The 16,565-nt window shown below is 62.9% G+C and carries 17 protein-coding genes; 4 read left to right on the plus strand and 13 right to left on the minus strand.

Annotated elements, in window-relative coordinates; all coding sequences use genetic code 11:
- Positions 1-26: 26 nt before the first annotated feature.
- Genes hisH through hisB form a run of 3 tightly spaced genes read right to left on the minus strand, consistent with a single transcriptional unit; the run spans position 27 to position 1,833 of the window.
- Entirely contained in the window at positions 27-677 is a 651-nt protein-coding gene (gene hisH / locus BLU32_RS18730) for an imidazole glycerol phosphate synthase subunit HisH (protein WP_093809475.1), read from the minus strand.
- Positions 678-707: 30 nt separating this feature from the next.
- The gene (locus BLU32_RS18735) at positions 708-1,208 is read right to left on the minus strand and encodes a DUF2628 domain-containing protein (RefSeq protein WP_157727750.1); all 501 of its coding nucleotides are present in this window, start codon (positions 1,206-1,208) and stop codon (positions 708-710) included.
- A gap of 31 nt (positions 1,209-1,239) precedes the next feature.
- Positions 1,240-1,833: an imidazoleglycerol-phosphate dehydratase HisB gene (hisB, locus tag BLU32_RS18740; protein WP_093809479.1), complete on the minus strand. Its 594-nt coding sequence runs from the start codon at positions 1,831-1,833 to the stop codon at positions 1,240-1,242.
- Positions 1,834-2,062: 229 nt separating this feature from the next.
- Between hisB and pyrF the strand changes: the two genes are divergently transcribed.
- Positions 2,063-2,797 (plus strand): orotidine-5'-phosphate decarboxylase, encoded by a 735-nt coding sequence (gene pyrF / locus BLU32_RS18745; protein ID WP_093809481.1) that lies wholly within the window; start codon positions 2,063-2,065, stop codon positions 2,795-2,797.
- 16 nt (positions 2,798-2,813) lie between these two features.
- On the opposite strand, the gene BLU32_RS18750 is transcribed toward pyrF, so the two are convergent.
- The 3 genes from BLU32_RS18750 to BLU32_RS18760 all read right to left on the minus strand — a co-directional run bounded on the left by BLU32_RS18750 (position 2,814) and on the right by BLU32_RS18760 (position 6,620).
- Positions 2,814-4,040 (minus strand): alanine--glyoxylate aminotransferase family protein, encoded by a 1,227-nt coding sequence (locus tag BLU32_RS18750; protein ID WP_093809483.1) that lies wholly within the window; start codon positions 4,038-4,040, stop codon positions 2,814-2,816.
- Positions 4,041-4,138: 98 nt separating this feature from the next.
- The gene (locus BLU32_RS18755; protein WP_093809485.1) at positions 4,139-5,320 is read right to left on the minus strand and encodes an FAD-binding oxidoreductase; all 1,182 of its coding nucleotides are present in this window, start codon (positions 5,318-5,320) and stop codon (positions 4,139-4,141) included.
- Positions 5,321-5,396: 76 nt separating this feature from the next.
- A complete protein-coding gene (locus BLU32_RS18760) occupies positions 5,397-6,620 on the minus strand; it encodes an acyl-CoA dehydrogenase (RefSeq protein ID WP_093811308.1) in 1,224 nt (407 codons plus the stop codon).
- A gap of 175 nt (positions 6,621-6,795) precedes the next feature.
- Between BLU32_RS18760 and BLU32_RS18765 the strand changes: the two genes are divergently transcribed.
- Positions 6,796-7,698 (plus strand): LysR substrate-binding domain-containing protein, encoded by a 903-nt coding sequence (locus tag BLU32_RS18765; RefSeq protein WP_093809487.1) that lies wholly within the window; start codon positions 6,796-6,798, stop codon positions 7,696-7,698.
- Positions 7,699-7,910: 212 nt separating this feature from the next.
- Here the strand turns inward: BLU32_RS18765 and BLU32_RS18770 are convergent, their stop codons facing one another.
- Positions 7,911-8,285, minus strand: coding sequence for a septal ring lytic transglycosylase RlpA family protein (locus BLU32_RS18770; RefSeq protein WP_093809489.1), 375 nt, complete (start codon positions 8,283-8,285; stop codon positions 7,911-7,913).
- A 189-nt stretch (positions 8,286-8,474) separates the two neighbouring features.
- Between BLU32_RS18770 and BLU32_RS18775 the strand changes: the two genes are divergently transcribed.
- Positions 8,475-10,556, plus strand: a complete 2,082-nt coding sequence (locus tag BLU32_RS18775) for an EAL domain-containing protein (RefSeq protein WP_172838591.1) — start codon at positions 8,475-8,477, stop codon at positions 10,554-10,556.
- A gap of 55 nt (positions 10,557-10,611) precedes the next feature.
- Here BLU32_RS18775 and BLU32_RS18780 read toward each other — a convergent pair whose 3' ends face one another.
- From BLU32_RS18780 to BLU32_RS18805, 6 genes are all read right to left on the minus strand, one after another.
- Positions 10,612-11,688: a hypothetical protein gene (locus BLU32_RS18780; protein WP_093809493.1), complete on the minus strand. Its 1,077-nt coding sequence runs from the start codon at positions 11,686-11,688 to the stop codon at positions 10,612-10,614.
- A 212-nt stretch (positions 11,689-11,900) separates the two neighbouring features.
- Positions 11,901-13,685 (minus strand): SulP family inorganic anion transporter, encoded by a 1,785-nt coding sequence (locus tag BLU32_RS18785; protein WP_093811310.1) that lies wholly within the window; start codon positions 13,683-13,685, stop codon positions 11,901-11,903.
- A 143-nt stretch (positions 13,686-13,828) separates the two neighbouring features.
- Positions 13,829-14,257, minus strand: coding sequence for a TIGR01244 family sulfur transferase (locus tag BLU32_RS18790; RefSeq protein ID WP_093809495.1), 429 nt, complete (start codon positions 14,255-14,257; stop codon positions 13,829-13,831).
- A gap of 10 nt (positions 14,258-14,267) precedes the next feature.
- The gene (locus tag BLU32_RS18795) at positions 14,268-15,164 is read right to left on the minus strand and encodes an MBL fold metallo-hydrolase (RefSeq protein ID WP_093809497.1); all 897 of its coding nucleotides are present in this window, start codon (positions 15,162-15,164) and stop codon (positions 14,268-14,270) included.
- Between the two features lie 43 nt (positions 15,165-15,207).
- Positions 15,208-15,648, minus strand: coding sequence for a DUF6691 family protein (locus BLU32_RS18800; protein ID WP_093809499.1), 441 nt, complete (start codon positions 15,646-15,648; stop codon positions 15,208-15,210).
- Between the two features lie 4 nt (positions 15,649-15,652).
- Positions 15,653-16,078, minus strand: a complete 426-nt coding sequence (locus tag BLU32_RS18805; RefSeq protein ID WP_093809501.1) for a YeeE/YedE family protein — start codon at positions 16,076-16,078, stop codon at positions 15,653-15,655.
- A gap of 159 nt (positions 16,079-16,237) precedes the next feature.
- Between BLU32_RS18805 and BLU32_RS18810 the strand changes: the two genes are divergently transcribed.
- Entirely contained in the window at positions 16,238-16,516 is a 279-nt protein-coding gene (locus BLU32_RS18810; protein ID WP_208976925.1) for a helix-turn-helix transcriptional regulator, read from the plus strand.
- The last annotated feature ends 49 nt before the right edge of the window (positions 16,517-16,565 follow it).

The raw sequence follows: 16,565 nt of genomic DNA on the forward strand, positions 1-16,565 counted from the left end.
CCGGTGTTGACGATCGCTCGGGCGCCTCAGGGCGCCCAGTCGAGGAAATTGGCGATCAGCTCCAGCCCGAGCCGTTGGCTCTTTTCCGGGTGAAACTGCGTTCCGATCATCGTGTCGCGGCCGACGATCGCGGTGATCGTGCCGCCATACTCCGTGGTGGCGAGCACATGGGCGGGATCGCGCGCGGCGAGGTGATAGGAGTGCACGAAATAGGCGTGCAGACCGTCCGGGCCGGTGTCCAGACCGTCGAGCACAGGGTGAGCGCCGGGCACGGAGATCGTGTTCCAGCCCATGTGCGGAATTTTCAGGGTCGGATCGTTCGGCGTGATCGCGGCGACATCGCCCGGAATCCAGCCGAAGCCATCGGTCGTTTCGAATTCGAGCCCGCGGCTTGCCATCAGCTGCATGCCGACGCAGATGCCGAAGAACGGGCGTCCCCTGGTCTCCACCGCCTCGATCAGCGCCTCGGCCATGCCGTCGACGGCCTTGAGGCCGCGCGAACAATCGGCGAAGGCGCCGACGCCGGGAAGCACGATGCGGTCGGCGCTGGCGACCACGTCGGGATCGGCCGTGACACGGACCTGCGGCGCATGCGCATGGGCCCGCGCAGCATGTTCGAACGCTTTTTCGGCGGAGCGCAGATTGCCGGATCCATAGTCGATGATGGCGATCAGCATGGTCTTTTTCCGATTGTCGTCTGTCTGGTGTCAGCTGTGGCGGGGGCCGGGTGTCAGGCCGACGACATGGGCGCTGGCAAAACGGGGGGCATTTGCGGGCGCCATGCGCGGGGCGGGCGCCGGAGTCGCCGGCGCGGGCGTGGTCTGCCGGGCCGCAAGGGCGGAGAAGAACCTTTGCTCGGCATCGGCAAGCGTGCTGCCCTCGACCGTTGCGACAAATTGCCAGCCGCGCCGTTCCATCGTCCAGCGGCGCAGGCCATTGGCTTCAAGCGCGACGAGCACGGCGAACAGCAATCCGCCGAGCAGCGGGGCAACGCCGCCGATCTGGCGTGTCACGAACTCAAGCAACAGCGCCAGCACCAGATACACGATCACCACCAGCCAAAGCCGGCGAAACAGCATCCAGATGACGGCGATGTAGAGTGCTGGCCAGCAAAAGCCTTCCTTGATGAAGGTGACGCGGTCGAGGTCCGTGTCGCTGAGGCTGTCCGGGTAGGTGTCCGGCGGGATCAGCACCGTGTACATGGTCATGCGTCGCGCCTCCCAGCGCTCTCGCGGCATGTCAGCCGCCGAGTTGGCCTTTGGTGGAGGGCACCCGACCCGATTGACGCGGGTCGGCTTCGATGGCCTTGCGCAGGCAACGGGCCACCGCCTTGAAGCAGGTTTCGGCGATATGGTGGCAATTGCGCCCGGTAAGATTGGCGACATGCAGCGTAATGCCGGCGTTCATCGCAAAGGCGCGGAAGAACTCCTCGAAGAGCTCCGCGTCGAAGTCGCCGACCTTGTCGCGATCGAACGTCACGTCCCAGACGAGGAAGGGGCGTCCCGAGACGTCCAGCGCGCAGCGCGTCAGGGACTCGTCCATCGCAAGATGGCAATCCGCGTAGCGGGCGATGCCGGTCATGTCGCCAAGCGCCTCTTTCAAGGCCTGGCCGAGGGCAATGCCGATATCCTCGGTCGTGTGATGGGCGTCGATATGCGTGTCACCGGTGGCGCGCACGGTGATGTCGATCAGGGAATGCCGGGCGAGCTGCTCGAGCATGTGGTCCAGGAATCCGACGCCGGTCGTGATCTGATAGGCCCCGGTTCCATCAAGCGTGAGGCTGACGGAAACATCCGTTTCCTTGGTCGTGCGCGAGATCGTTGCGGTGCGCATGGACGGCATTTTCCCCGTGGAGGCCCGGTGAAGCGATGCGGGCAATTGGTCGACATGTCAAAGGCGAGGCGAATGCCGCCCTGTTTCGGCGGCAAGTGGTTTTTGCCTTGTATCAGGGCGCCGGGTTCAAGGAAATACCTCGCTTTCAATCTGGCTTCCGATCTGGTCAAGACCGGCACCCCTGGCGTAGAAGAGCCTGCACTGCCCCTGATGCACGGAGACGCCCGACATGCCCGCCGTATCCTCGCCCTCGCCTTTTGCGCCCGCAAGCGCCCGCGATCGTCTGATCGTCGGACTTGACGTTCCAACGGTGGGCGAAGCCCGCGACATCGTGCGGCGCACCGAAGGCGCGGTCGGCACCTACAAGATCGGCATGCAGCTGCAATTCGCCGGCGGGCTGGAGTTTGCCCGCGAGCTGGCCGAGGCCGGCCATTCCATTTTCCTCGACGTCAAGCTTCTCGATATCGACAACACGGTTGCCAAGGCCGTTGAAAACATCGCCCGCATGGGCATGCGCTTCGTCACGATCCATGCCTATCCGAAGGCGATGACGGCGGCGGCCGATGCGCTCGCCGCCACCGGCGCCAACCTCTGTCTTCTTGGGGTGACGGTTCTCACCTCGATGGACGAGGAGGATCTTCATGCGGCCGGCTATGCCGGGTCGGTACCGGGTCTGGTGCGCGCTCGGGCGGCCAATGCAAGGGCCGCCGGCATGGGCGGGATCGTCTGTTCGCCACAGGAGGTTTCGGATCTGCGCGAGGTTCTGGGAGACGAGCTTGTGACCGTGACGCCGGGCATCCGGCCCGCAGGCTCCCAGGCTGGCGACCAGAAGCGGATCATGACTCCGGCGGATGCGATCAAGGCGGGAGCAGACTATCTCGTCGTCGCCCGTCCGATCGTGATGGCGTCCGATCCGCGCGCCGCCGCAGAGACGATCGTGGCGGAAATCGACGCGGCGCTGTAGCCCGCGCGGTGCGGCGTCACTGAGCTGCCGCAACCTGTGCGTTGTCGGTTTCCGCAGCGTTCGCACGCAGCGCGTTCGCCAGATGGTCCGTTGCCGCCTGAAGGCCGCCCGCGCCATGCGGGATCGAGAGGGCCGAAAGCCCCATTTCGATTACCCCGAGCGCACCGAGTACGGCGGGTGCGTTGACATGGCCCATATGACCGATGCGAAACCCGGTGCCGGTGATCTCGCCGATGGTTTCGCCGATGGTCAGTCCGCAGGTGTCCAGGCAAAAGCGGCGCAGAAGCGCCGGGTCCCGGCCGGGTGTCAGGACCACGGTCACGGAATTTGCGCGTGCGTCCGGATCGAGGATGTTGAATTCCAGCGCGCCGGCTTTTGCCCAGACACCGACGCAGGCGCGCACCGCTTCAGCCAGAAGCCGGTGGCGGCGATGTGCGCCGGTAAGTCCTTCTTCCAGGAGCATGTCGAGCGCCTTGCGAAAGGCGAAGATCATCTGCACCGGTGGGGTGCCGCAGTATTTCTTGTAGTGCGCCTCGCCCTGGCGGAAGGTCCAGTCCCAATAGTGGGTTCTGAGGTTTGCCGTGCGATGCGCCGCCATCGCGCGCGCGCCCGCGGCGATGAAGGAAAGGCCCGGCGGCGTCATCAGCCCTTTCTGTGAGCCGCTCAGCGCGAGGTCCACTCCCCAGGGATCCATGCGAAACGGAACGCAGGCGAGTGAGGCGATGGTGTCGACCATGAAAAGTGCTGGATGGCCGGCGGCATTGATGGCCGCGCGCAGAGCGGGAATGTCGTTGATCACCCCGGAGGCGGTGTCGATCTGGACGGTCAGGATCGCCTTGATGGCTTGCCCGGCGTCCTGCTTCAGCCGTGTTTCCAGGGCATTCGCATCGACCGCATTGCGCCAGTCGCCCTGGAGGATCTCGACGTTGAGGCCGAGCATCTCGGCCATCTCGCCCCAACCTCTCGCAAAGGCACCCGAGTCCAGCACCAGAACCGTGTCACCGCGTGACAGCGTGTTGCTCAGGGCGGCTTCCCAGGCGCCATGACCGTTGGCGGCGTAGATGAATGTGTCGCCGGTCGTGTCGAAAACGGATTTCAGATCGGCCAGGCTCCGATCGGTCATCTCGACCAGTTCTCCCGTGCGAATGTCGATGGCCGGTCGGTGCATCGCCTGGAGGACTTCATCGGGAACGGTCGTCGGCCCCGGAATCATCAGGATCTTTTTACCGTTCGCGAGCGTCATGGGCGTCTCTCCAGCACAGGACGTGGCACCTTGGGGCACCTCGGTCTGCAATCGATCGAGGAAAATGACGGCGGATCGGTGGCCGTCGGGGGGCGAGTTTAGACGACGTTCAGTTCAAGGACAGGCAGTTTTCTGGCCATGCGGCCATGCGCAAGCGCGCTCAAGTCCAGTGTTTGATAGTCGCCATGCACGATCAGTTCCGCAATGCCGCGTCCGACCGCAGGCGCCTGCTGAAGGCCGTGCCCGGAAAAGCCGGCGCACAGCAATAACCCCGGTATGCTCTCCACCGGACCTATGAAGGCATTGTGGTCGAAAAGGTTCATGTCGTAGTGGCCGGCCCAGGCAGCACCCGGCTTGATCGCCTCGAAGGCGGGAATGCGGTGCGCCAGTGTCGGCCAAAGGTGCTCTTCGAAGAAGCCGTGGTCGACATCGAAATCGTCACTTTGGGGATCGGCCGCTTCGGGAGGCGCCGAACCGCACAGGAAACCGGTTCCCTCCGGGCGCACATAGGTGCCGTTCGGGTCGATGAGCAGCGGGCACCCCTCGACCGTATCGCGGCAGTCGAAGGTGAAGATCATTCGCTTGCGGCTTTCCACGGGAAACGGAACCCCGAGATCGCTCGCAAGGCGTGTCGCGCCACTGGCGCCGGCCGCATTCACCAGCCGGCCGCAGGAGACCGTCGTTCCGTCGCCGAGCGTCAGGCGAAAGCCGGATCCCTCGGGTTCGGTGCGCATCACCTCGCCGGCGAGATAGGGCACATTGCGCGCCCGTGCGGCCTTGCGAAACGCCTGCATCAGGCCGTAGCCGTCGAACCAGCCCTCGCCGGTCCGCCCCCAGCAACCGGCCGAAATGTCCTCGGTGTTGAGCCAGGGGAACTGCCGCCGGAGGCCGTCCGGTTCGAGGAAGGCGATATCCGCGCCCATGCGCGTTTGCAGCACGTGGTTTTCTTCCAGAATGGCGCGCTTGTTGGGAGTTGCCAGGAAAAGATAGCCGCCTTCGTGCAGGTCGATCTGTGGCCGGTCATCGCCGACAGCGAGGCGGGCGCCGATCTCGCGCAGGAAGGCGATTCCGTAGAGTGAGATCTCGATGTTCACCGGGCAGGAAAACTGCTGGCGCACCGACGCTGCGGAAAGCGCAGAGGCGCATTTCGCGTAAGACGGGTCCTTTTCGATCACCAGCACAGATCCGGTGAAGTCGGGATCCATCGCCAGGTGGCAGGCGATGGACGATCCCATGACCGCGCCGCCGACGATGGCGACGTCCACAGTGTGATCGCTCATGACGCCCCGTTGTGGTCGAAAGTCCGCAGATGCGGGCGCGTGATCCGCGCCCGCGGGTGTGTCGGCCGTGGCGCGCTCAGAAAAAGGCCTGCAAGCCGGTCTGCGCGCGGCCCAGGATCAGCGCATGGACGTCATGCGTGCCCTCGTAAGTGTTCACCGTCTCCAGGTTCTGCGCATGGCGCATGACGTGGTATTCTTCCTGGATGCCGTTGCCGCCGTGCATGTCGCGCGCCATGCGGGCGATGTCGAGCGCCTTGCCGCAGTTGTTGCGCTTGACGATCGAGATCATCTCCGGCGCGACACGGCCCTCGTCAAACAATCGTCCGACACGAAGCGAACCCTGAAGACCGAGCGCGATTTCGGTCTGCATGTCGGCGAGCTTTTTCTGGAAGAGCTGCGTCTGGGCGAGCGGCTTGTTGAACTGCTTGCGTTCCAGGCCGTAGTCGCGGGCACGGTGCCAGCAGTCTTCGGCCGCTCCCATCGCGCCCCAGGAGATGCCGTAGCGTGCCCGGTTGAGACAGCCGAACGGACCCTTGAGCCCGGACACATTGGGAAGCAACGCATCCTCGCCGACTTCCACATTGTCCATGACGATCTCGCCGGTGATGGAGGCGCGCAAGGAGAGCTTACCTCCGATCTTCGGCGCGGAAAGGCCCTTCATGCCCTTTTCGAGCACGAAGCCGCGAATGGCACCGTCATGGGCGTCGGACTTGGCCCAGACCACGAAGACATCGGCGATGGGCGAGTTGGAGATCCACATCTTGGATCCCGTCAACCGGTAGCCGCCGTCGGTCTTCACGGCCCGGGTGCGCATTGCGCCGGGGTCCGAGCCGGCGTCCGGCTCTGTCAGTCCGAAACAGCCGACGTGTTCGCCGGAGGCGAGCTTGGGCAGGTACTTCTTGCGCTGCGCGTCATCGCCATAGGCATAGATCGGATACATCACCAGCGACGACTGCACGGAGTTCATCGAGCGATAGCCGCTGTCGACGCGCTCGATCTCCCGCGCCACGAGGCCGTAGGCCACATAGGAGGCGCCGGCGCAGCCGTAGTCTTCCGGCAAGGTCACGCCGATGAGGCCAAGCTCGCCCATCTCGTTGAAGATCTCGCGGTCGGTTCGCTCGTCGGCATAGGCCGACAAAACGCGCGGCTGGAGCTTTTCCTGCGCATAGGCCCGGGCGGTCTCCATGATGAGGATCTCGTCCTCGTTCAACTGATCGCGCAGCAGGAACGGGTCGTCCCAGGCAAAGCTTCCGCCGCCGGCGGGGTCGGATTTGCGGGTCGTCGCAGCGGTTGCGGTCATGATCTCAGTCTCCTTGCGGCTCGTCCGGGCGTCTGGCGTCATTGACGTTTCCCGCGTCTGCTGGGGAGCGCGCCGGTGCCCGGGGCCTGTGTCCGATGTGGCCGAAGTGTCCGGTCTGTGCAGGCCATCTTAAAGTGATATGTTGTCCCCACTTCATGAGCAAATGGAATAGGTTTTGAAACGCGGTTTCGTTCCCCACGCCGACAGTTTGATCGCATTCGAGTGCGCCGCCCGCCATGGCAGTTTCACCCGTGCAGCGGAAGAACTGCATCTGACCCAGGGCGCGATCTCCAAGCAGGTCCGTCATCTTGAAACCCGGCTGGGGGTCGAGCTCTTCAAGCGCGTGCGTCAGCGCATCGTTCTGACCGATGCCGGGCGGCTGTATCTGCACGACGTGCGCGGCGCCCTAGAAAGCCTGACGGCGGCGACACGCCAGGTGATGTCCTTTGCCGGAAACGCCGATGTACTGAACCTTGCGACCCTGCCCTCATTCGGCACCCGCTGGTTGGCGCCGCGACTCGCGCGGTTCGTTGCCGGTTATCCCGCCGCAAGCTTCAATATTGCGGTTCGGCTGCGGCCGTTCGACTTTGCCAAGGAACCTTTTGACGCGGCCATTCACTACGGCGATCCGGTCTGGGCGGGCGCGACTGCCGAGCCACTGTTTCGCGAGGACGTCATCGCGGTTGCCTCCCCCGGCTTTCGCGACCGGCATCGCATTGTAGCACCGGAAGATCTGGTGCCGGTGATGCGGCTCCATCAGTCGACGCGTCCGCTCGCCTGGCGGCAATGGTTCGAATTGGCCGGCGTCGAGACCGAGATGGCATTCCAGGGGCCGAGGTTCGAACAGTTCGTGATGATGGCGCAGGCGGCGGCGAACGATTTCGGCGCGGCGCTCGTTCCGCGGTTTCTCGTCGAGGACGAACTGGCGGACGGCCGGCTCGTGCAACTCTTCGATGCCGTGCTTCGCTTGCCGTCCGCCTATCACATCGTCTATCCGGAAAACCGGACGCTCAGACCGGTGGGGGCGGCGTTTCGTGACTGGCTGCATCGCGAGGTGGCGCGATCCGGCGGTGGTTAGACTGAACGGACAATTCCTGTATCGCCAGCGATTGCCTGGATTTTGCAGATTAAGGTTTGCACACCCGGCGAATCCTGTTCGTATCTGGATGTCTTCATTATGGAGATGCGGCGGTCCTGGCCGTGAGGTTCCCCCCTCCCTCCTTGCGGTCAGGACCATTTTCCCGTCGTTGTGACGACCTGACGAAACGCCCGCCGTAACCGGTGGCGGTCTTACCCGCAACTTGCCGCAGTGCCCTTGCCTTCCGCAGCGACATGCACTCTTGCAATCCCTCGCCTGAAAAACTTTAGGTCTCGCGCAGCGCGCCTGGAAACATCTATGACGCGGCCACGCACGAAGGGGCCACGATCGACGATGATGAGATCGACTTTGTGCCCGTTGTCGAGGTTTGTAACGGTGACCTTCGTTCCGAAAGGCAAGGATCGGTGTGCCGCTGTATAGGCTTCCGGATCCGCCATGACACCGCTCGCGGTTCGTCCTGTGAGCTCGTACCAGGAGGCCTTCCCACACTCAGCTGCCGCCGGAGTTCCCGAGATGGAGGCGAGAATACTGGTCAAAAAGACGTAGTTGAAAAGCTTGCGAATCACCGAATCACGTCCATACTTTCAGAAAATAGATTTTTCACGGGCACTTTTTGTCGATTTTTCTGGCGATCGACAATGTCAATGTAAGACATGGCGTCTATTCATGACATTGTTGAGGCAGGCGAGAGAAAAAAGCATTTGCGGGAAGCGGTGGCCGGGCATGGGTGTCCGGCTGCGTTACGGGACGGGGCAATGGAGAAGTTCGAGGAGGAAGCTGGTTCGGTCGCGGGATGCGCCGACGAGCCGATGTGTCTTCATGCCGCGATCATCATGGCGGCGCGTGATCCGATCTATTTCTGCACGCCGGACTATGTCATCCGCGAGGCAAACGAGCCTTACAGCGAAATCGGCGGCTTCACCCGTGAGCAGGCGATCGGCGAGACTGTTCCGACCGTCGCCGGTGCCTCTGCCTTCGAGAAGCGCAAGGCTTTTCTCGATGCAGCACTCGATGGAAGTCCGGTTTCGCTTCAGGCCTGGGTGAAAATTCCAGGCAAGGGACGGCGGTTTTTCGACGTTTGCTATCAGCCGGTGCACGGTCCCGACAACGAGGTTCTTGGTGTGGCGGCGTTCGGGCGCGACATCACCGACCTGAAGCGGGCCGACGAGGCCCTGCGAATGTACAAGAGTGTCATCTCGCAGATGAGTGACCGAATCTTCATTATCGATCGCGAGTTCCTGTACAAGCTGACCAATGAGAGCAACTCTCTCTGGTATGGTCATACGCCCCTTGAACTGATGGGACGGCATGTCGCGGAGTTCGTTGGCGCGCAGCGTTTTGAATCCGAGGTGCGCCCGACGCTTGAACGCTGTTTCAAGGGGCAAACGCTGGAGTATGATTTCGAGGACATCGATCCGACCGGTCGACCGGTGATCGTCGGGGCGCGGCTCGAGCCGTTTCGTAACGGCGAGGGCAGTATCGAAGGCGCAGTGGTCACCTTGCGGGACGTGACCGAGACGCGCCGGATGTCGGAGCGCCTGGAACGTCTCGCGCTTGCCGACGACCTGACCGGGCTTGCAAACCGCCGGGCGTTCGAAACCTGGCTGGACATCCGTCTGCAATCGCTGGCTCAGGGTGATGTGGCGCTGCGCGGTTTCAGCGTCGTGTTCATCGACCTGGACGATTTCAAGATCGTCAACGACACCGTGGGCCATGGTGCCGGCGATAGGTTTCTCAGCGGGATTGCAGAACGTCTCGGGGAGTTCAGGTCCGACACGGTGCATGTTGCGCGGATCGGCGGCGACGAGTTCGGAATGGTTATCGACGGAGATAATCGCGAGCGTGCGCGCGACGTGTGCGCACGCGTTCTTGCAATGTTCGACGGGCATCATTTCACGGCGGATGAAACAACGTTTCGCGGTGGAGCAAGCCTTGGCCTTGCCACGATTACGCCGGCCCTGATGCGGGATGCGATTTCGGATGTGAGCAGCGTGCTGCAGTGGGCGGACCATGCCTGTATGCAGGCCAAGGCGGCCGGTGGACGGCAGATGGTCGAACACACTGCTTTCGACCGCATCACCGCGCATCGGCGGGCGGAAATTCATCACCTTGCCGTCATAGAGCAGGCCCTGAACGACCCTGATCTGCTCTCGCTCCAGCGCATGCCGGTAAGCGATGTCGAAACGGGCGCGTTGGTCATGCATGAGGCACTCCTGCGGCTCAAGATGCCGGATGGATCGCTTCAGGGGCCCTCCATGATCCTCGCTACGGCGGAGCGTCATGGGTTGATGCGCAGTGTCGACCGCTGGGCCGTCGATGCGGTGTTGCAGCGCATGGAGGCGGAAAATACGGATCTGCCCGTCGCTTTCAATTTGTCTTCCGATTCACTGGGAAGCCATGACTTTACGCGCATGTTGTTGCGTAGGGTTTCGGAAGCGCGCGGGATCGCGCCGAAACTGGTGGTCGAGGTATCTGAAACGTCGATGACGCAGCTCAACGCGTCTGCCTGGCAGTGCCTGGCCGATTTGCGGGCGCTTGGCTGCCGGATCGCACTTGACGATTTCGGAAAGGGCTTTGCATCCTTCTCCCAACTGCGGGAAAACACTTTCGATATCATAAAGATCGACCGTGTCCTGACGGGACAGATTGCCGGTGATCCGGTCAAGAAGGCTGCGATTTCCGGAATCGTCGGCCTTGCGAATGCACTGCATTTGCCGACTGTGGCGGAATACGTGCAGGATGCAGATACCTTTGCGCCGCTCAAGGCGCTCGGCGTGCGCTACGCGCAAGGCCACTTCATCGGACGTCCCGAACCCTGGCCGTTGGCAGGGCGCTGAACCGATCCCGATTGCAGCTGCTTTGGGTCGCGCAGTCATGAGACCATGACCTGGTTCAGACGTTGCGGGTGCGACGGTACTCGCGTGCGAGTGCGGTGTCTTCGGGAAACCGCACCCGAACCTCCTGCAGCAGGTTCGCAAGGCCCTGATCGTCTCCTGCCGCGGCTCGCGCCGCAAGCCGGGTTCGCCAGACGCTCTTGCGCCAACGCTTCGGAAGGCCTGAAAGCGCCGCGTCGGAATCGATTGTCGTCTGGGTCCCTGCCAGCAGTGCCTCGGCCTGGTCGAAGCATTCGGTCGCGACAAGCGCTTCTGCCGCGAGCAGGGCGAAGCCCGGATTCTGGTCCACATAGGGGTCGGATGCCATCGGGGAAACATCGACCGGCATGCCCCTGGCGCGCGCGGCGCCAGCGCGGGCGAAACGTTCGATATCCTCCACCGCATCCCGGGCGATCAGGTTCCGTTCGGCGCACAATCCGCCAAGATCGCGATCGAAGCGTGTGATGAGCTTTCGAATGATGTTGAGTGTGTAAAGATGATCGTGGCTCGCGTGGGATGAGCGCAAGGTTGATAGGCTGGTGCGTGCCGGCAGATCGGCCCTAAGGCATCTGGTCGCGCCGCGGGCGTCGATCGCGTCGAAGATCCCGAAAACGATATGGACCGGCGGTCCATCCTGGCAGGCCTGCAGCATCGACAGCGGATCGGGCGCGGTCGGGTCCTCCTGCATGTAGAGCCTGCTCTGGGTCCCCGGTTCTCCGAGGCGAAACTCGGGGCCAAAGGCATAGATCTCGCCGTCACCGCGTTTCAAACCCGTCAGCAATGCGCCATAGGCGCCTTTCGACGCGCCATAGTAGACGATGCGGTCTGGCGATGCGCGACTGCAGGCTTCGGCGATCGCGAAATCGATGGCGCTGCCGCACGTCCTGTACCAGTCGGCATCGGGCCCTTTCAGAAAGAGGCAGGCGTGGCGTGTCTGCGCGAAGAGCCGCTCCAGTCCGAAACGCTCCTCGGCAACGCGCGCCTGGGAGAAGACGACGACAAGGACACTCTCGCCGTGGCCTGCATCCGGCCGCGCGGGGCGGTGGCGCCAGGTCAGGCCGCTGTGCGGATCGCATCCGCCGTTGCGGTGGGGCATGGTATCCTCGTTCGGCGCAGGGATCTGATACCCAGGGTATGGATCTATGAATGAGGCTGACATCTCGCGGGAAATGGCAAAAGGCCAGACAGAGCGGGCATCGTTGCCGGGTCAAGCGCGCGGACGCAGGACATGTTGTTTCCTGCAGGCCCGCTTCTCGACGAGGACCAATCCGCCTCAAACCATTTCCACCACGTTTGCGGGGCCAGATCCTAAATCTGTGGGCCGATCCAGTGGTTCGATTGCGTCTGCTTTCGCGGGCTGCGCAGTTCGGCGATATGTGCGGTCTCCGGATCGAGGGTGGCGATCGCTTCGTACTGGGTCAGGAACACCTTGCCGGTCAGATGCGCGAGAAACGCCGTGCCCTCCAGTCTGTCCATTACCGGCCCCTTGACCTCGGACAGGTGGAACGAGACGCCCGAATCCGACAGCCGGCGATTGATTTCCTCCAGGCTCTCCAGGGCGGAGGCGTCGACCTCGTTGACGGCCGGACACATCAAGACGACATGTTGAAGCTTGGGGCGTTCCGCGACGAACTCCAGGATCCGGTCCTCAAGAAAGCGCGAATTCGCAAAAAACAGGCTTTCGTCAACCCGGACCGACAGCACCGTATCGCCGGTTACCACCTTGTGACGGTTGATGTTTCGGAAGTGCTCGGTGCCCGGAACGATGCCGACAATGGCCATATGCGGCCGCGAGTTGCGGTAGAGATAAAGCGCGATGGACACTCCGACCCCGGTGACCACACCTGTTTCGACGCCGAAGCCGAGGGTGACGAGAATGGTACCTGCCATCGCCGCGAAATCGCTCTTGGAATAGTCCCAGACCTGACGCAGCGCCTTCAGGTCGACCAGCGACAGAACGGCGACGATGATAGTGGCGGCGAGTGTCGCTTGCGGCAGGTTGGCCAGAAGCGGGGTCAGGAACAAGGTGGCAAGGGCGATGCCGACGGCCGTGAAGGCGCCGGCCGCGGGCGTGCGGGCGCCGGCATCGAAATTCACGACGGAGCGTGCGAAGCCACCGGTTACCGGATAACCACCCGAAATCGCCGAAGCGATATTGGAGGCGCCCAGCCCGATGAGTTCCTGGTCGGGAACGATGCGCTGACGGCGTTTGGCCGCGAGTGTCTGGGCCACCGATACGGACTCGACGAAGCCGATCACCGAAATCAGCAGGGCCGGAACCGCGAGCTGGGTCCAGAGATCGAGGCTGAATGGCGGCAGGGTCGGCATCGGCAAGCCTGTGGGAATGTCTCCGATCAGCCGCACGCCTTTGTCGCCAAGGGAAAACACGACTGCCGCCACTGTCGTCGCGGCGACGGCGGCCACGGGGCCGGCCTTGGCGAGAATGTCGGCAAGGCGAGGGCCGAGGCCGGCCCCGATGAGGGCGGGTTTCAGCCCCTTGCGCACCCAGAACAGAAAGGCGGTCGTCGGCACGCCCACCGCCAGCGTATAGGGATTGATGTCCGGGAGAGCCTGGAAGAGCGCAAGCACGATTTCAAACAGATTGTGGCCGCCGGCCGATACGCCCAGCAGATGCTTGAGCTGGCTGGCGGCGATGATCATGCCGCTCGCGGTTATGAAGCCGGAAATCACGGGATGGCTGAGGAGATTGGCAAGGAAACCGAGTCGGAAAATGCCCATCGCCAGAAGCATGAGGCCGGACAGAAACGCAAGTGCGATCGCCGCGCCTAGATATTCGGCCGTTCCCTGTGCGGCTAGGCTGCCGACGGCGGAGGCCGTCATGAGGGAGACCACCGCCACCGGTCCCACGGCCAGTGCGCGGCTGGTTCCGAACACGGCATAGGCGACCAGTGGCAGGATCGACGCGTAAAGGCCGATCTCGGGAGGCAGGCCGGCCAACAGCGCATAGGCGAGCGACTGCGGAATGAGCATGATCGTGACGATCAACGCCGCGATCAGGTCGTCGGTGGCGGTGTCGCGCGTATAGTTGCGACCCCAGTCGAGAATCGGCAGGTATCTGGCCAGCTGTTTCATCATCACGATACGGGTGTTCCAGCCGTGGTGGGTGGCGACGGCGCATAGAAAAGGAGTCACGGGGAGCGACAGGCGTTCCCGCGTGTCCCGGGTATGGATGAACCGGCCGGTGGGCGGCGTCCGGTCCGCGGACCGCCGTCGCGTTACCCGGCCTCGTTCATCCGCGAAAGAACGGGGCGCAGACCGGAAAGGTCGTAACCGGCGTCGGCCGCCAGGCGCACCAGCGCGTCCGCATCCCGGGTCGTGGCCTGAGACAGGGCCCAAAGGTTGATCGACCGTGTGCCGGTCCTGCAAAAGGCGAAGACCGGTCCATCCGTCTCTTGCATCGCCCTTTGGAAACCTGCGACCAGATCGGGGCTGATGCCGTCTCGCCCGACCGGCAGCGCGGTGTAGGCGAGGCCGGCTGCCCTTGCCGCGTCCTCTATTTCGGCACCGGAAGGCTGGTCCGGGGCCTCTGCGTCGGGGCGGTTGTTGACGATGGCGGTGAAGCCGGCGTCGCGGAGACCCGCGACGTCTTCCGGCTGGATCTGGTGGGCAACGGTGATCGTGCCGTCAACCTTGGCGCTTTGCATGCATGTGTCCTTAGAGTTCGTTGACCGGGACCTTCAGAAAGGTCTTGCCGCTCTCATCCTTGGGCGGCAGTTTTCCGGCCCGCATGTTGACCTGTATCGACGGGATGATCAATTTCGGCATTCCCAGTGTAGCGTCCCGGTTCGTGCGCATGGACACGAATTCCTCTTCGCTAATGCCGTCGCGGGCATGGATGTTGTGGGTCCGCTCCTCGGCGACCGTGGTTTCCCACCGGACATCCCGACCGTTCGGTGCGTAGTCGTGACACATGAACAGCCGAAAGGCATCGGGCAGGCTCAACACCTTGCGGATCGAGCGGAACAATTGTGCCGCATCGCCTCCGGGGAAATCGGCGCGGGCCGTGCCCCCGTCGGGCATGAACAGCGTGTCGCCCACGAAGACGGCATCGCCCATGACGTGGGTCATGCAGGCCGGCGTGTGACCGGGCGTGTGCATGGCAAAACACGTCATTTCCCCGATTTCATAGGTGTCGCCGTCCGTGAAGAGACGATCAAACTGAGAGCCGTCACGCTGGAACTCGGTGCCTTCGTTGAAGACCTTGCCGAAAGTGTCCTGCACGACCTTGATGTTTTCGCCGATTCCGATCTTGCCGCCGAGCTTATCCTGGATGTAGGGCGCCGCCGACAGGTGGTCGGCATGCACATGGGTCTCGATCAGCCACTCGATCGAAAGGCCGTTTTCGCGAATGTGGGCGATGATCCGGTCTGCGGATTCAAACGAAATCCGGCCGGCGGCATAGTCCATGTCCATGACGCTGTCGACGACCGCACAGGCGTTCGAGGCCGGATCCTTCACCACATAAGAGATCGTGTTCGTGTCCTCATCGAAGAAGGCAGTGACGTCGGGGTGGGTCTTGGTGTCGACCGGGTAGGTGGTTTCGGTGGTCATGTTGGACCTCCTTTTCACGAGTGGAAATCTGTGTGCGTCGGCATCAGCCGGCTGATGCAGCAGCGCGTGTGCGGGCGGATTCTATCAGCTTAACCATCAGCATTCCGGCAATCAGCGCCGCGACGAAAATGGCGGGTTCCATGCGGCCAAGGCCAAGTGCGGGGATCACACCTCCCGGGCAGAACCCGGTAATTCCCCAGCCGACGCCAAAGATCGCGGCTCCGCCGAGCAGGCGCAGATCGACATCCTGTCTTGTCGGGATGGCGAAGCCGTTTGCCAGCAGGGGATGCGAGCGGGAAAGGACCAGCCGGAAGCCGATTGCCGTGACGATCAGGGCCCCGCCCATCACAAAGCCCAGACTTGGATCCCAGGTTCCTGCCACATCGAAGAAATTGAGCACTTTGGCCGGGTTTGCCATGCCGGAAACGAGAATGCCGATACCGAACACCAGACCAATTGCAAAAGCGGAGACAATCCGTTTCATGGCATCAACCTCCAACAACGTGGCGAACGACATAGACCGTGAGGCCTGTGGTCAGCATGAACGTCAGTGTCGCGGCGATCGAGCGTCCCGACAATCGGGCCATTCCGCAGACACCGTGGCCTGAGGTGCAGCCGCTGCCATAGGATACGCCGATGCCGACAAGGATGCCGCCGATCACCAGCATGGTGGTGGAGGGTGGCACCTCGATGGCAGGCATGTGGCCGGTCGCGGCAAACAGAACGGCCGGGGCGGCGATCATTCCGGTCAAAAAGGCGAGCCGCCAGCCCCAGTCGGCATCAGCCGGCGGCAGCAAACTGCCAACCATGCCGCTTATGCCGGCGATGCGCCCAAGGGCCGCCATCAGCATGACCGAGGCGAGGCCGATGAGAATTCCGCCTGCGGCGGAGAGGACGGGTGTGAATTCACTCATGTTTCCTCGCGCCCGTCATTGCAAAGGCGCCCCTTTTTTCACGGCACCAGGGTGCCGACCGTACCTGTGTTTTGAATTCGGGTCGGGCGCTTTCCGCCGACAACCTTGATTGCAAATATATGAGGATATGCTAATTTAGCAAGCATGAATATTCAGCAGATGGAAATAAGCGCCGACAAAGCGGCGTCGATGCTGGCTTCGATGGCCAATTCCCGCCGCTTGATGACGCTGTGCCATCTTGTGGACGGGGAATGCAGCGTCGGCGTTCTGGCGCAACGGGTCGGCCTCAGCCAGTCCGCGCTGTCCCAGCACCTTGCCAAGATGCGGGCGCTGGGTCTTGTCGAGGCGCGCAGGCAGGGTCAAACGGTTCACTATCGCCTTGCCAGCAACGAGGTCAGAATCGTGCTGGAAACCCTTCACGCGCTTTATTGTCCTTAGGATGCGGACCCTCAAGCGAAGTCGCAACGGTTTGAGGAGCGATCCGGTC

Origin of the sequence: Stappia sp. ES.058, assembly GCF_900105595.1 — a bacterium.
Taxonomy (GTDB): domain Bacteria; phylum Pseudomonadota; class Alphaproteobacteria; order Rhizobiales; family Stappiaceae; genus Stappia.

What these genes read in the sequence shown, in the direction of transcription:
- BLU32_RS18785 (WP_093811310.1), bottom strand. Translation starts at nt 13,685, where the DNA reads ATGAAACAGCTGGCCAGATACCTGCCGATTCTCGACTGGGGTCGCAAC.
- pyrF (WP_093809481.1), top strand. Translation starts at nt 2,063, where the DNA reads ATGCCCGCCGTATCCTCGCCCTCGCCTTTTGCGCCCGCAAGCGCCCGC.
- hisB (WP_093809479.1), bottom strand. Translation starts at nt 1,833, where the DNA reads ATGCGCACCGCAACGATCTCGCGCACGACCAAGGAAACGGATGTTTCC.
- BLU32_RS18780 (WP_093809493.1), bottom strand. Translation starts at nt 11,688, where the DNA reads ATGCCCCACCGCAACGGCGGATGCGATCCGCACAGCGGCCTGACCTGG.
- BLU32_RS18805 (WP_093809501.1), bottom strand. Translation starts at nt 16,078, where the DNA reads ATGAGTGAATTCACACCCGTCCTCTCCGCCGCAGGCGGAATTCTCATC.
- BLU32_RS18750 (WP_093809483.1), bottom strand. Translation starts at nt 4,040, where the DNA reads ATGACGCTCGCGAACGGTAAAAAGATCCTGATGATTCCGGGGCCGACG.
- BLU32_RS18795 (WP_093809497.1), bottom strand. Translation starts at nt 15,164, where the DNA reads ATGACCACCGAAACCACCTACCCGGTCGACACCAAGACCCACCCCGAC.
- BLU32_RS18775 (WP_172838591.1), top strand. Translation starts at nt 8,475, where the DNA reads ATGGAGAAGTTCGAGGAGGAAGCTGGTTCGGTCGCGGGATGCGCCGAC.
- hisH (WP_093809475.1), bottom strand. Translation starts at nt 677, where the DNA reads ATGCTGATCGCCATCATCGACTATGGATCCGGCAATCTGCGCTCCGCC.
- BLU32_RS18800 (WP_093809499.1), bottom strand. Translation starts at nt 15,648, where the DNA reads ATGAAACGGATTGTCTCCGCTTTTGCAATTGGTCTGGTGTTCGGTATC.
- BLU32_RS18790 (WP_093809495.1), bottom strand. Translation starts at nt 14,257, where the DNA reads ATGCAAAGCGCCAAGGTTGACGGCACGATCACCGTTGCCCACCAGATC.
- BLU32_RS18810 (WP_208976925.1), top strand. Translation starts at nt 16,238, where the DNA reads ATGGAAATAAGCGCCGACAAAGCGGCGTCGATGCTGGCTTCGATGGCC.
- BLU32_RS18755 (WP_093809485.1), bottom strand. Translation starts at nt 5,320, where the DNA reads ATGAGCGATCACACTGTGGACGTCGCCATCGTCGGCGGCGCGGTCATG.
- BLU32_RS18760 (WP_093811308.1), bottom strand. Translation starts at nt 6,620, where the DNA reads ATGACCGCAACCGCTGCGACGACCCGCAAATCCGACCCCGCCGGCGGC.
- BLU32_RS18735 (WP_157727750.1), bottom strand. Translation starts at nt 1,208, where the DNA reads ATGACCATGTACACGGTGCTGATCCCGCCGGACACCTACCCGGACAGC.